Annotated in this window: 13 protein-coding genes; 12 read left to right on the top strand and 1 reads right to left on the bottom strand. The window is 65.8% G+C overall.

What is annotated here, in order from left to right; translation table 11 throughout:
• Nucleotides 1–184: 184 nt before the first annotated feature.
• The 6 genes from cyoA to ASE66_RS15450 all read left to right on the top strand — a co-directional run bounded on the left by cyoA (nt 185) and on the right by ASE66_RS15450 (nt 5,560).
• Complete coding sequence (gene cyoA / locus ASE66_RS15475; RefSeq protein WP_413814271.1) at nt 185–1,240, top strand: ubiquinol oxidase subunit II; 1,056 nt, start codon at nt 185–187, stop codon at nt 1,238–1,240.
• 25 nt (nt 1,241–1,265) lie between these two features.
• Nucleotides 1,266–3,266, top strand: a complete 2,001-nt coding sequence (cyoB, locus tag ASE66_RS15470; RefSeq protein ID WP_057190600.1) for a cytochrome o ubiquinol oxidase subunit I — start codon at nt 1,266–1,268, stop codon at nt 3,264–3,266.
• A 7-nt stretch (nt 3,267–3,273) separates the two neighbouring features.
• Nucleotides 3,274–3,906, top strand: a complete 633-nt coding sequence (gene cyoC / locus ASE66_RS15465) for a cytochrome o ubiquinol oxidase subunit III (RefSeq protein ID WP_413814276.1) — start codon at nt 3,274–3,276, stop codon at nt 3,904–3,906.
• Nucleotides 3,903–4,283, top strand: coding sequence for a cytochrome o ubiquinol oxidase subunit IV (cyoD, locus tag ASE66_RS15460; protein ID WP_057190599.1), 381 nt, complete (start codon nt 3,903–3,905; stop codon nt 4,281–4,283). The genes cyoC and cyoD overlap by 4 nt, the downstream gene beginning before the upstream one ends.
• A gap of 11 nt (nt 4,284–4,294) precedes the next feature.
• Nucleotides 4,295–5,041 (top strand): SURF1 family protein, encoded by a 747-nt coding sequence (locus ASE66_RS15455; RefSeq protein WP_413814270.1) that lies wholly within the window; start codon nt 4,295–4,297, stop codon nt 5,039–5,041.
• A gap of 69 nt (nt 5,042–5,110) precedes the next feature.
• Complete coding sequence (locus tag ASE66_RS15450) at nt 5,111–5,560, top strand: RrF2 family transcriptional regulator (RefSeq protein WP_057190598.1); 450 nt, start codon at nt 5,111–5,113, stop codon at nt 5,558–5,560.
• A 10-nt stretch (nt 5,561–5,570) separates the two neighbouring features.
• On the opposite strand, the gene ASE66_RS15445 is transcribed toward ASE66_RS15450, so the two are convergent.
• A complete protein-coding gene (locus ASE66_RS15445; RefSeq protein ID WP_057190597.1) occupies nt 5,571–6,578 on the bottom strand; it encodes a DUF2891 domain-containing protein in 1,008 nt (335 codons plus the stop codon).
• A gap of 259 nt (nt 6,579–6,837) precedes the next feature.
• Here ASE66_RS15445 and ASE66_RS15440 point away from each other — a divergent pair, with 259 nt between their 5' ends.
• The 6 genes from ASE66_RS15440 to ASE66_RS15415 all read left to right on the top strand — a co-directional run bounded on the left by ASE66_RS15440 (nt 6,838) and on the right by ASE66_RS15415 (nt 13,462).
• On the top strand, nt 6,838–7,722 hold the full coding sequence (locus ASE66_RS15440) for a MurR/RpiR family transcriptional regulator (protein ID WP_057190596.1): 885 nt from the start codon (nt 6,838–6,840) through the stop codon (nt 7,720–7,722).
• A gap of 299 nt (nt 7,723–8,021) precedes the next feature.
• Entirely contained in the window at nt 8,022–9,170 is a 1,149-nt protein-coding gene (locus ASE66_RS15435; RefSeq protein WP_057190595.1) for a mandelate racemase/muconate lactonizing enzyme family protein, read from the top strand.
• A gap of 19 nt (nt 9,171–9,189) precedes the next feature.
• Nucleotides 9,190–9,948, top strand: a complete 759-nt coding sequence (locus tag ASE66_RS15430) for a creatininase family protein (protein ID WP_057190594.1) — start codon at nt 9,190–9,192, stop codon at nt 9,946–9,948.
• Between the two features lie 58 nt (nt 9,949–10,006).
• Nucleotides 10,007–11,539: an ABC transporter substrate-binding protein gene (locus tag ASE66_RS15425; protein WP_082613489.1), complete on the top strand. Its 1,533-nt coding sequence runs from the start codon at nt 10,007–10,009 to the stop codon at nt 11,537–11,539.
• A 121-nt stretch (nt 11,540–11,660) separates the two neighbouring features.
• Nucleotides 11,661–12,602, top strand: a complete 942-nt coding sequence (locus tag ASE66_RS15420) for an ABC transporter permease (protein ID WP_057190593.1) — start codon at nt 11,661–11,663, stop codon at nt 12,600–12,602.
• Nucleotides 12,602–13,462, top strand: a complete 861-nt coding sequence (locus tag ASE66_RS15415; protein ID WP_057190592.1) for an ABC transporter permease — start codon at nt 12,602–12,604, stop codon at nt 13,460–13,462. Before ASE66_RS15420 ends, ASE66_RS15415 begins: the two co-directional genes overlap by 1 nt.

The raw sequence follows: 13,462 nt of genomic DNA, 5'->3' as shown, positions 1-13,462 counted from the left end.
GCCCGGAGAGACCGGACTTGCCCGCACCTCTGACAAATGGATACGGTGGATGGAAGCAACCCGTCAAACTGTCGCGCTGGGACAGATTGTCCGATGTGCGGCGCGAAAGAATGGACCTAGAGAACCGCTATTCCTGATCGGGGAGGCTTCGACTCTCTTGCGGATCTTTCGACTTGCAACGGTCTTGCCGCTCGTAGCCCTGCTCGGCGGCTGCCAGTGGGTGCTGCTCTCGCCGTCCGGCGACATCGCGCTGCAGCAGCGAAACCTCCTGCTCGCCTCCACCGCGCTGATGCTGCTCGTCATCATCCCGGTGATGGCGCTGACGATCTTCTTCGCCTGGCGCTACCGCGCCTCGGCCAAGGCGGAGTATGATCCGGACTGGAACCATTCGCTGCCGCTCGAGGTGGTGATCTGGTCGGTGCCGCTGCTGATCGTCATCGTCATCGGCGCGATGACCTGGATGGGCACGCATCTGCTCGACCCCTATCGGCCGCTCAACCGCATCAGCGCCGGCAAGCCACTGGTCGAGGCGAAGGCAGGTGGCAACGGGATCAAGAAGCAGCCCATGGTGATCCAGGTCGTGGCGCTCGACTGGAAATGGCTGTTCCTCTACCCGGCCCAGGGCATCGCCTCGCTCAACGAGGTGGTGGCGCCGGTCGACCAGCCGATCGAGTTCCGTATCACCTCCTCCGCCGTGATGAATTCGCTCTTCATCCCCGCTCTCGCCGGCCAGATCTACGCCATGCCCGGCATGCAGACGAAGCTCAACGCCGTGATCAACCACCAAGGCGAGTTCGAGGGCTTCTCGGCCAATTACAGCGGGGCCGGCTTCTCCGACATGCGCTTCCGCTTCCGCGGCGTCGACGACAAGGCCTTCGGCGACTGGGTGCAGGGCGCGATCCGCGATGGCAGCACGCTCGGGCGCGACGAATATCTCGTGCTGGAGCGGCCGAGCGAGCGCGAGACGGTCCGCTATTTCCGCGACATCCCGTCCGACCTCTTCACGGCCATCCTCAACATGTGCGTCGACCGCGCCAAGATGTGCACGCGCGACATGATGGCGATGGACGCCAAGGGCGGCGGCGGCAAGGAGGGCATTCATACCGTCGCAGCACTTGAATACGACAAGAGCGTACGCCGCGGCGGGCAGCCGCTGCCGCCACGTCCTTTCGTGATGGCGATCTGCACGCCGACCGATGTCTACGGCGCCGCGGGCCTATCCGCCCGCGCCGTCAACTGAGCCGCAGCTGCGAGCCGAGGGACCGATGACTTCCTATCCTGACTGGTGGAAGCTTCTCTTCGGACGCTTCACCCTCGAAGCGATCCCCTATCACGAGCCGATCCTGATCGCGACCTTCGCGGCCGTGGCGCTCGGCGGGCTCGTGCTCGTCGCCCTGATCACCCGCTTCAAGCTCTGGGGCTATCTCTGGCACGACTGGTTCACCAGCGTGGACCACAAGAAGATCGGGATCATGTACATGATCCTCGGCGTGATCATGCTGCTGCGCGGCTTCGCCGATGCGCTGATGATGCGCGGCCAGCAGGCGATCGCCTTCGCCGGCAACGAGGGCTACCTGCCGCCGCACCATTATGACCAGATCTTCACCGCCCATGGCGTGATCATGATCTTCTTCGTGGCGATGCCCTTCGTCACCGGCCTGATGAACTATGTCGTGCCGCTGCAGATCGGCGCGCGCGACGTCGCCTTCCCCTTCCTCAACAATTTCAGCTTCTGGATGACCGTCGGCGGCGCCGTGCTGATCATGGCCTCGCTCTTCATCGGCGAGTTCGCCAAGGTCGGCTGGCTCGCCTATCCGCCGCTCTCGGGGGCCGCCTACTCGCCCGGGGTGGGCATGGACTACTACCTCTGGGGTCTGCAGATCGCAGGCATCGGCACGACCCTGTCGGGCGTCAACCTGATCGCGACCATCGTCAAGATGCGCGCGCCCGGCATGGATCTGATGAAGATGCCGGTCTTCACCTGGACGTCGCTATGCACCAACGTGCTGATCGTCGCGACCTTCCCCATCCTGGCGGCGACGCTCGCTCTGCTGACGCTCGACCGCTATGTCGGCACCAACTTCTTCACGAACGATCTCGGCGGCAACCCGATGATGTACGTGAACCTGATCTGGATTTGGGGCCACCCGGAGGTCTACATCCTGATCCTGCCGATCTTCGGCGTCTATTCGGAGGTGGCCTCGACCTTCTGCGGCAAGCGCCTCTTCGGCTACGCCTCGATGGTCTATGCGACGGTGGTCATCACCATCCTGTCCTACCTGGTCTGGCTGCACCACTTCTTCACGATGGGCTCGGGCGCCAGCGTGAACTCCTTCTTCGGCATCACGACGATGATCATCTCGATCCCGACCGGGGCGAAGATCTTCAACTGGCTGTTCACGATGTATCGCGGCCGCATCCGCTTCGAATTGCCGATGATGTGGCTGCTTGCCTTCATGATCACCTTCGTCATCGGCGGCATGACCGGCGTCATGCTCGCGGTGCCGCCCGCCGACTTCGTGCTGCACAACAGCCTGTTCCTGATCGCCCATTTCCACAACGTCATCATCGGCGGCGTGGTCTTCGGCGTCTTCGCCGGCATCGCCTATTGGTTCCCCAAGGCCTTCGGCTTCAGGCTCGATCCGTTCTGGGGCCATCTCTCCTTCTGGTTCTGGGTGATCGGCTTCTACGTCGCCTTCATGCCGCTCTACATCCTCGGCCTGATGGGCGTGACGCGGCGCCTCAGCCGCTTCGAGGATCCTTCGCTGCAGATCTGGTTCGTGATCGCCGCGTTCGGCGCCGTGCTGATCGCGCTCGGCATCCTGTGCTTCCTGATCCAGATCGGCGTCAGCATCCTGCGCCGCGAGCAATTGCGCGACACGACCGGCGACCCGTGGGACGGGCGCACGCTGGAATGGTCGACCTCCTCGCCGCCGCCGGCCTACAACTTCGCTTTCACGCCGATCGCGCATGACCTCGATGCGTGGGCCGATATGAAGAAGCGCGGTTACCAGCGCCCACTCACGGGCTATCGGCCGATCCACATGCCGAGGAATACCGGCGCCGGCCTGATCATCGCCGGACTGGCGACGATCTGCGGCTTCGCGCTGATCTGGTACATCTGGTGGCTGGCGGCGCTCGCCTTCGTCAGCGTGATTGCGGCCGTGATCATCCATACCTTCAACTACGACCGCGACTTCCACATTCCGGCCGAAGAGGTCGTTCAGGCGGAAGATGCGCGCACGCAACTGCTCGGTCGGGCCTGAGGGGCGGATGATGGCGAAGGCGACAGCGCAGGCCGCAGGCACCGCCCCGGCGTTCTACGTCACCGAGGAAGAGCACGCCCACCCCGGCGGCTCGACGATGCTCGGCTTCTGGCTCTATCTGATGAGCGACTGCCTGGTCTTCGCAGTCCTCTTCGCGATCTATGGCGTGCTCGGGCGCAACTACGCGGCGGGGCCTTCCGGCGCCGACCTGTTCGACCTGAGGCTGGTGGCGGTCAACACAGCCATGCTGCTGTTCTCCTCGATCACCTATGGCTTCGCCATGCTGGCGATGGACAAGGGCCGGCAGGCGGCGATGCAGGGCTGGCTCGTGGTCACCGCGCTGTTCGGTCTCGCCTTCCTCGGCATCGAGCTCTACGAGTTCGCGCACCTGATCCACGAGGGCGCGACGCCGATGCGCAGCGCCTTCCTGTCCTCCTTCTTCGTGCTGGTCGGGACGCACGGGCTGCACGTCACCTTCGGCCTGATCTGGCTCACGGTGCTGATGGTGCAGGTCTCGCGGCGCGGGCTGATCCCGGCCAACCGCCGCCGCCTGATGTGCCTCTCCATGTTCTGGCACTTCCTCGACGTCGTCTGGATCGGCGTCTTCACCTTCGTCTACCTGATGGGCGTGCTGAAATGAGCCAGAACCACGCCGAGGCCCATGGCCACGATCACCATGACGGGCACGATTCCCACGGCGCCTCGCATGGCAGCCCGCGCGGCTACGTCACCGGCTTCCTGCTCTCCGTCGTCCTGACCGGGATCCCGTTCTGGCTCGTCATGAACGACGTGCTGGGCAACTCGACGCTGACAGCGATCGTGATCATGCTCTTCGCCGCCACGCAGATCGTCGTCCACATGGTCTATTTCCTGCACATGAACGGCCGCTCGGAGGGCGGCTGGACGATGATGGCGCTGATCTTCACGATCATCATCGTGGCGATCGCGCTCGCCGGCTCGCTCTGGGTGATGTTCCACCTCAACGCCAACATGATGCCCGACCTGCACAAGATGTGAGGCAAGGACCCGTGTCGCCGGACGCGGAGAGACGGCGACGCGGCGGCATCGTCCGGACGGTTTTCATCGCAGGGCTTTGCCTGGTCACGCTGGTCTGCGCCGGCCTCGGCGTCTGGCAGGTCCAGCGGCGGAGTTGGAAGCTCGACCTGATCGCCCGCGTCGAGGCGCGCCTGAAGGCGCCGCCTGTCGTAGCGCCCGGACCGGCTGAATGGCCCGGGATCACGGCCACAGCGGACGAATATCGCCGCATCGCCCTGCAGGGCCGCTATCTCGATGCGCCGGAGACGCTGACGATGGCGGTGACGGAGCGCGGCCCCGGCTTCTGGGTGCTGGCGCCGTTCCGGGCCGATGCCGGCTTCACCGTCCTCGTCAATCGCGGCTTCGTGCCGGAGGACCGGCGTGCGCCGCAGGATCGGCGCAAGGTCGCTGGTAGCGAGGCGGTGGTGGTCGGGCTGCTGCGGCCGGACGAACCGGTCGGCGGTTTTCTGCGCGCCAACGATCCCGCCGCCGGCCGCTGGTATTCACGCGATGTGGCAGCGATCGCGCAGGCGCGGCAGCTCGGCGCGGTCGCGCCCTATTTCATCGATGCCGACGCCGCCACCGAACCCGGCCCGCTGCCGCAGGGCGGCATGACCCAGGTCGCCTTCCACAACACCCATCTGATCTACGCGCTGACCTGGTTCTGTCTCGCGCTGATGAGCGCCGGGGCGGTGGCCTATGCGATCAGAACCGGATCGGACGGGACGCGGGCGAGCTGACGGGCGGCCACTTTGCAATCGCGATAAAATAGATCGATAGAGTGGACCTCTCTGCGGGGAGGACCGGCCGTGCTGACCAGCAAGGGCAAATACGGCATCAAGGCGATGGTGCATCTCGCCAGGCTCGAGGTCGGCGAAACCGCCCAGATCGCCGAGATCGCCCAGCGCAACAACATCTCGAAGAAGTTCCTCGACGCGATCCTGCTGGACCTGCGCAATGCCGGCATGCTGCGCAGCAAGAAGGGGCCGGGAGGCGGCTACGCGCTCGCGAGGCCGGCCCGGACCATCGAGGTCGGAGCCGTCATTCGCGCTCTGGAAGGACCGATCGCGCCGATCGACTGCGCCAGCCAGTCGGCCTTCAAGCCGTGCCAGGACTGCGGCGACGTCGAGGCTTGCGTCGTCCGCTCGGTGATGCGGGAGGTGCGCGACGCGATGGCGGCGGTGGTCGACAACACCACCATCGCCGATCTCGCCAGCCGCGCCGCCGCCTACAAGCCCGCGATCGACTTCGTGATCTGAAGCGGCAGCCTCAGGCTTCCAGCGCCAGCACCGCAAAGCTCGCGAGCCAATGCTCGCCCATATAGTCGCCGGCGATATGCGGCAGGCCGGCCGCCAGGTGTTGCTCCGCCGTCTCCTGCACCAGTCCGCGACGCGCATCGCCCGGCGGCAACGCAGCGGCGATCGCGCGCCAGCACCATGCCCGGCTGAGGTTGAGGCCGTCGAGATGCGCGATCTTGCCGTCGGAGCGATCGGTGACGCTCGCCGGCCGAAACAAGGTCGCCGGCTCATGCCGCTCGATCCGGGGCAGGAAGCGATCGAGCCAGGGCAGGAACGCCTCCGCCGGCAGGAGGCGGCGCATGCATTCGGCCTCGATCAGCGCGGAGGACTGAAAATCGTCGCCGCTCGGCTCGCCCCAGGCCGGGCAGTCGACATCCTCGCCATACCAGCGCAGGCCGGTCTCGGTGAGCAGTGCCGCGAAAGCCCGGTCGCCCGTGGCGGCGGCATAGTCCATCGCCATGCGCAGGCCGAAGGCCGTGTTGAAATGGGTGCCGACCCGTACCGGATAGGTCGCGAGCGGCAGGAAGTCGCGAAACCGCTGGGCGAAGATCTCCGCCAGCGGCTTTAGCAGATCCGACCAGCGCCGGTCGTCCTGGAGGCTAAGTTCCTCGGCCAGCTTGAGCAGCCAGCCCCAGCCATAGGGGCGCTTGAAGCCGCGCGCCGTCGGCGCGGCCAGATAGGCGCATTCGGCCGCGATCTTGTCGGGAACGAGCTGCGCGTCGAACAAGGCGCGGATCTCGGCGGCGACGGGCATCTCCGGGAAGCGCCGCAGCAGCCGCGCCAGCATCCAGTAGCTGTGGACGCAGGAATGCCAGTCATAGCTGCCGTAGAACACCGGATGGAGCTGGCGCGGGGTCTGGGCGTCCTCCGGCCCGGCCAAAGTGTGGTCGGGCTTGTTCGGATATTCGCGCCCGACATGCCCGAGGGCGATGCCGGCGAATCTCGCCGCCAGCTCAGGCGAGAGGCTCGATATTGCCATGGCTGATCTGTCTCCGCTGACGGCTGCGCAAGCTGCAGGAAATAACGCTCCCTGACCAGCAAGGTGACGATCTCTGTCATCGCGCTGTGGATACGGCCGGTCGGGCGCCCGAGGGCTTCGCGTCGCATCCGGCCTTGTTCCGAAGCGTCCGCAATGGCGCGAGAGCCGTGCACGGGATGGAAGACCTTGGCTTGGCCAAATCCATCCGCACATGCCAAGACATGCGCGGCGGCGCAGCAGCGCGCGCGGGAACAGGACGATGCGCCACGTGACCAGCCTGATCGACCGCATGCGGCATGACGCGCCCGAGATGAACCGGGCCGAGCGCAGCGTCGCCGAGATCATTCTGGCGGACATCGACGGTGCAACGCGGATCAGCACCAGGGATCTTTCCACGCAGGCGCAGGTCAGCGAGCCGACCGTGGTCCGCTTTGCCCGCCGCATGGGCTGTAATGGCTTCACCGACTTCAAGATCCGCCTGGCGCAGGAATATGCGATCGGCCGGATGTATCTCGCGGCGGAACGCCAGCAGCCGGCCAACACCGGCAACGAGGTCGCCGAGCACGTCTACAACGCGACCGTGCAGGCATTGGCGATGGCCTTCAGCCAGCATGATCCGAAGGCGATCGAAGCGGCCGTCGATGTGCTCGACAAGGCGCGACGGGTGTTCTGCTTCGGCGTCGGCGGCAGCTCGGCCAATGTCGCGACCGAAGCGGAGAACCGGCTCTTCCGCCTCGATGTCGCGGCATCCTCGACGGCCGATCCCTATCAGCAACGCGTCATGGCCGCGACCTGCGGCCCGGAGGATGTGCTGTTGATCTTCTCGGTCACCGGCAAGCCACGCTCGCTGCTCGACAGTGCCGAGATCGCCCGCAGCCAGGAAGCCGGGGTCATCGCCGTCACTCATCCGGCGAGCCCGCTCGCCGGGCTCGCCAGCGTGCTGGTGCCGCTGCAGGCATTCGACGAGGAGAAGTTCTTCTACATGCCCAACCGCGGCCGCTACGGGCAGCTCTTCCTGCTCGACTGCATGGCGACGCTGCTCGGGGCCCGCCGCATGAAGATCGTCTCGAAGAAGCTCTGGCGCGCCCGCGCGACCCTGATCGCCCTCCACGGCAGCACCGAGGGTCAGCCGATCGGTGACTGAGCGGGCCAGTTGGTAATTTTGCTACATTTTTGATTTCAACAGGAAGCTCGCCCCGCCGGGCGCGGCGGATCGACGCGCGGCCATGCCGGCCAAGTCGATTATCTCAATGAGATATTTTGGAATTTATCGCCGACCGCAGGGGCGCTCCGGCTCGGTGTCCGCAGTCGGGCCATGCATCATTTCGGGACGATACCGCAAGTCACCCAAGCGAACGGCTTCGACTAGATTGACAGTAAATGTAATCTAGCTACATTCCCGGCCCGTCGCGCCATGCGCCAGCCAAAAGACGAGCCGAGCCAATGCAGCCAGCCGACGGGACGATCGTTTCCTTCCAGTTCGACGAGGTCGTCGTCCCCGCCCATCCCGGCGTGATCAACTCCGAGACCCTGGCCAAGCCGCTCCACATGCTGCCGGTCGGCGGCAAGGCTGGCTGGAGCGTGCAGTTCGACGAACTGCCCAAGCTCATCGTCCGGATGACGCTGAAGAACGGCGTCGTCGGCATCGGCGAGTTCTATCGCGACCATGAGTGGCCGCGCATCGAGGCGATCTGCGCCAACCTGATCGGCCAGTCGGTGTTCGACCTGCCGCTGCAGGACCTGCCGCTGCCGCTCTGCCGCGAATATGACGGCTTCGAATGCGTGATCTGGGACGCCTATGCCAAGACGCTCGGCGTGCCGATGCACCGGCTGCTCGGCGGCGCCATCCGCGACCGGGTCAATGTCAGCGCCTGGTCGAGCCATCGCACGCAGGAGGAGGTTGGCCCCTGGGTGAAGCGCTATTTCGAGCAGGGCTACAAGGTCATCAAGTTCAAATGCGACCTTGAGGACGACGTCGCCGGCTGGTGCGCACAGATCAAGCAGCATGCGCCCGGCATGAAGGTGATCTTTGATCCCAACCAGCGCTGGGAGAATTCCGGCAATGCCCGCCCGATCATCCGGGAACTGGAGAAGGTCGGCAACGTCCTCTTGCTCGAGGACCCGCTGCCGCGCTGGATGCTGCAGGATTTCGCGGAACTGCGCCGCTTCTCCTCGATCCCGATCGTGCTGCACGTCTCGCTGCCTTACGTCTATCAGGGCCAGCGCGCGCATGACGCGATCAACGCTATCGCCCATGGCGCGGTCGACGGCTTCAACTTCAATTGCGGCCTCGCCAAGTTCCAGACGCTCGACCACATCGCTTCGACCGCCGGCGTCTATTGCTGGCACGGATCAGAGGTCGATCTCGGCATCCTCGAGGCGATGTATGTCCATCAGGCCGCGGCGGCGAAGAGCTGCGTCTGGCCGAGCGACATCTTCGGCCGGATGATCCGCAGCCACGACCTGCTCACCAGGCCGCTGGCCTTCGAGCCGCCGCATGTGCGCATCCCCGACGAGGGGCCGGGCCTCGGCATCGTCCTCGACGAAGCCGCCATCGCCCGCTTCCGCGTCGGCGGCCGCACGATTTCCTAAAAGAGACGAGCTCACATCCATGCGTTGGGAAACCCTGACGACCAATGAGGTCGCCGCGCTCGATCGCGACATCCCGGTCGTGCTGAACGTCGCCGCGATCGAGCAGCACGGCCCGCATCTGCCGCTCGAGACCGACGCCGTCATCGGCGACCATTTCCTGCAGGCGCTTGAGCAGCGCCTCGGCGACGGTGTCTTGATCCTGCCGCAGGTGAAGATCTGCTGCTCCGAGCATCATATGGACTTCGCCGGCACGCTCAGCGTCCGCCACGAGACCTTCCTGGCCTATGTCGGCGATATCCTCGACAGCGTCGTGCGCCACGGCTTCCGCAACATCGTGGTCTTCAACAGCCATGGCGGCAACCAGGCGATCGGCCAGGTGCTGCTGGAGAGCTTCGGCACGAAACACCGCGACTGCCGCGTCGCCTTCCTGACCTGGTGGCGACTGGCTTCGAAGGAGCTCGGCACGATCCGCGAAAGCGCCTTCGCCGGCGTCAACCATGCCTGCGAGTTCGAGACCTCGCTGATGCTGCTCGGCGCACCCGATCGCGTCCGCACCGCGCTGGTCTCCGGCATGAGCTATGTCGAGACCCATGACTGGGCCAATGCCGACATGATCCTGCCGGCGCGGGGCGCGCTGTTCCGCTCGATGCACGAAATGTCCGGTGGCACCGGGGTCGTCGGCGACCCGTCTTTGGCCACGCGCGAGAAGGGCGAGGCCATCACCGCCGCCGTGACCGCGCAGCTCGCCCATGTGGTGGAGACGATCCGCCTGCGCTGACGGCGCGCGCAGTTTTTTTGAAGACCAACAGGCAAGAAACAACAGGGAGGGACGACAAATGTTGCAGAAATTGACCCGGATCGGCGCGGCGGCACTCGCCGTTGCGGTAGGCGCGGGGGCGCCGGCTCTCGCCCAGCAGAAGGGCGGAGTGATTAACGTCGCCACGATCGGCGAGCCCAACACGCTCGACCCGATGGTCGCGGCCGGCGACCTGCTGGGAATGATCACCCAGCATTTCTACGAGACGCTCTACACCTTCGACAAGAACTGGGCGCTGACGCCGCTCTTGGCCGAGACGCTTCCGCAGATCAGCGACGGCGGCAAGGTCTACACCATCCCGCTGCGCCAGGGCGTCACCTTCCACAACGGCAAGGCGATGACCGCGCAGGACGTCGTCGCCTCGCTGAAGCGCTGGACCGAATTGGCCTCGCGCGGCAAGCTCGTCGCCGACAACATCGCCGCAATCGAGGCGTCCCACGAGAAGACGGTCAAGATCACGCTGAAGGCCCCGTTCGCGCCGCTGACCGCGCTGCTCGCCTTCAACAACTCGGCCGCGGTGATCATGCCGGCGGACAAGATGGAGAACCCGATCAAGGAGGTGATCGGCACCGGGCCTTACCAGCTCAAGGAGCGCAAGCCCGACCAGTACATCCAGCTGACCCGCTTCGACGGCTACAAGCAGCGCCAGGGCGAGCCCGACGGCTTCGGCGGCGCGCGCAAGCAGTATCTCGACGAGATCCGCTTCGTGCCGGTGCCGGATGCCAACACCCGCGTCGAGGGCGCACTCGCCGGCCAGTTCGACTTCGCCGACCTGATCCCGGTCGAGGCCTATGATCGGCTGAAGGGCCAGGCCAAGACCGAGCCGTTGCTGATGCAGGGCTTCGGCTGGCCGATGTTCATCATGAACAGCAAGCAGGGCATGATGACGTCCAAGGACATGCGCAAGGCTGTCCAGGCGGCGCTCAATGCCGAGGACATGCTGGCCGCGGCCTTCGGCAAGCCCGAATTCTACAAGGTCGACGGCGCCATGTATCCGGAAGGCTATGCCTGGCGCAGCGACGCCGGCATCAAGGCCTACAATCAGGGCGATGCCGACAAGGCCAAGGCCCTGGCGAAGACCGCCAAGTATGACGGCGCGCCGATCCGGATCCTGACCAGCCGGCAATACGAGTTCCACTACAAGATGGCGCAGGTCGCCGCCGAGTATCTCAAGGCCGCCGGCCTCAAGGTCGACCTGCAGGTCGTCGACTGGGCGACCCTGGTGCAGCGCCGGGCCGAGCCGGCCCTGTGGGACATCTTCATCACCCACAGCCCGTTCCTGGCCGAGCCGGCTTTGATCGCACCGCTGCCGGACAGCTATCCCGGCTGGTGGGCGAGCGAAGCCAAGAACAAGCTGCTCTCGGCCCTCAATGCCGAGTCGGACGAGAAGAAGCGCGTCGCCATCTTCGCCGACCTGCAGAAGCTGATCTTCGACGAAGCGCCGTTCTACAAGGTCGGTGACTTCGCCGCCCTCAGCGCCAAGGCCCCGCGCCTTGCCGGCTACACGGCCTCGCCCTGGCCGTATTTCTGGAACGCCTCGCTCAAGCCGTGACCGGCTGAGGCGGCCTTTGGGCCACCTCTGAGACGCCCGTGACCGTGCCCTGCGCACGGCCACGGGCCTGCGTTCATGACCGGGGCGAAGCCTCGATGAAGCAATGGGGAACCGGCACGCGATGACGCGATATGTGATGCAGCGCATCCTCGGCATGCTGGCGGTGATGTTCACCGTCGTGACGATCGTCTTCATCATCGTCCGCGTCGCCCCTGGCGACCCGGCGGCGGTCATGCTCGGACCCGATGCGACGGCCGCCGACATCGCCGGCCTGCGCAGCAGGCTCGGGCTCGATCAGTCGCTGCTGACGCAATATGTGCTGTTCCTCGGCCAGATGCTGCGCGGCGACCTCGGCCAGTCGATCTTCCTCAACATGCCGGTGCTGAGCGCGCTTGCCGAGCGGGCCGAGCCGACCTTCTTCCTCACCCTGTTCTCGATCCTGATCGCCAGTGCGATCGCGCTGCCGGTCGGCATTCTCTCGGCCTATAAGCGCGGCTCGCTGTTCGACCAGCTCGCCACCACCTTCGCCATGTTCGCCGCGAGCATTCCGAGCTTCTGGCTCGGCCTGATCCTGATACAGGTCTTCGCCGTGCGCTATGGCTGGATGCCGGCCTCCGGCTATGGCGGCCCGGACGCCTCCTTCATCGAGCGGCTGCGCCATCTCGTCCTGCCGGCGCTGGCGCTCGGCATCGTCTCCTCAGCGCTGATCACCCGCTTCACCCGCGCCTCGATGCTCGACGTGCTGAACGACGACTATGTCCGCACCGCCCGCTCGAAGGGCATGGGCGAGTGGGGCGTGGTGATGAAGCACGCCTTCAAGAACGCGCTGATCCCGGTGCTGACCGTGGTCGGCCTGACTGCGGCGCTGCTGGTCTCGGGCGCGGTGGTGACGGAGACCGTGTTCAGCCTGCCGGGCATCGGCAATCTCGTCGTCTCGGCGGTGCTGCGCCGCGACTATCCGGTCATCCAGGGCGCGCTCCTCGTCATTGCCGCCCTCTATGTGCTGATCAACTTCCTGATCGACATGCTCTACCTCGCAATCGATCCAAGGGTGCGCTACTGATGGCCGCCTCCTCCGCTCCCGCCGGCCGTCCGCGGCTCGCCAGCCTGATCCTGCAGCGCAAGACGCTGGTGATCGGCCTCATCGTCCTCACCATCATCGCGTTGCTGGCGATCCTCGCGCCGCTGATCGCGCCCTATTCGCCGAGCCGGCTTTCGGTGGTGAACCGCCTGAAACCGCCGAGCGAGCGCTGGTTCTTCGGCACCGACGAGTTCGGCCGCGACATCTTCAGCCGCACGATCTATGCCGGCCAGCTCTCGCTGCTGGTGGGCGCGGCCGCGACCGCGCTCGCCGCCGTGCTCGGCATCACGCTCGGCCTGATGGCCGGCTTCTTCCGCAAGCTGGACAGCGTCATCGCCCGCATCATCGACGCGATGATGGCCTTCCCCGACATCCTGCTGGCGATCTCGCTGGTCGCGGCGCTCGGCCCTTCGCTCGCGACCGTGATCGTTGCGCTCGGGATCGTCTATGCGCCGCGCCTTGCCCGCATCGTGCGCGCCTCGACGCTGATCATCCGCGAATTGCCCTATGTCGAGGCGGCACGCGCGCTCGGCGTGCCGACCTGGCGGATCATGACGCGCCATGTCCTGCGCAACCTCGTCTCGCCGATCCTGGTCCAGGCCAGCTTCATCTTCGCCTATGCGATGCTGGCCGAAGCGAGCTTGTCCTTCCTCGGCGTCGGCGTCAGCCCGGAGGTCCCGACCTGGGGCACGATGATCGCCGGCGGGCGCCAATACATCGGCCAGGCCGACTGGATGATGCTGTTCCCCGGTGCCGCGATCGTGCTGACCGTGCTGTCGCTGCAGCTGGTCGGCGACGGCCTGCGCGATCTGCTCGATCCGCGCCTGCGAAAGGACCTGTGA

It is taken from the genome of Allobosea sp. Root483D1, assembly GCF_001429505.1.
Lineage (GTDB): Bacteria > Pseudomonadota > Alphaproteobacteria > Rhizobiales > Beijerinckiaceae > Allobosea.
Note: the sequence above shows the minus strand (reverse complement) of the source record. Positions and strands in the feature narration are given on the sequence as shown.

Coding starts and splice junctions, on each gene's coding strand:
- cyoB (WP_057190600.1), top strand. CDS start 1,266: ATGACTTCCTATCCTGACTGGTGGAAGCTTCTCTTCGGACGCTTCACC.
- cyoC (WP_413814276.1), top strand. CDS start 3,274: ATGATGGCGAAGGCGACAGCGCAGGCCGCAGGCACCGCCCCGGCGTTC.
- cyoD (WP_057190599.1), top strand. CDS start 3,903: ATGAGCCAGAACCACGCCGAGGCCCATGGCCACGATCACCATGACGGG.
- ASE66_RS15445 (WP_057190597.1), bottom strand. CDS start 6,578: ATGGCAATATCGAGCCTCTCGCCTGAGCTGGCGGCGAGATTCGCCGGC.
- ASE66_RS15440 (WP_057190596.1), top strand. CDS start 6,838: ATGCGCCACGTGACCAGCCTGATCGACCGCATGCGGCATGACGCGCCC.
- ASE66_RS15435 (WP_057190595.1), top strand. CDS start 8,022: ATGCAGCCAGCCGACGGGACGATCGTTTCCTTCCAGTTCGACGAGGTC.
- ASE66_RS15430 (WP_057190594.1), top strand. CDS start 9,190: ATGCGTTGGGAAACCCTGACGACCAATGAGGTCGCCGCGCTCGATCGC.
- ASE66_RS15425 (WP_082613489.1), top strand. CDS start 10,007: ATGTTGCAGAAATTGACCCGGATCGGCGCGGCGGCACTCGCCGTTGCG.
- ASE66_RS15420 (WP_057190593.1), top strand. CDS start 11,661: ATGACGCGATATGTGATGCAGCGCATCCTCGGCATGCTGGCGGTGATG.
- ASE66_RS15415 (WP_057190592.1), top strand. CDS start 12,602: ATGGCCGCCTCCTCCGCTCCCGCCGGCCGTCCGCGGCTCGCCAGCCTG.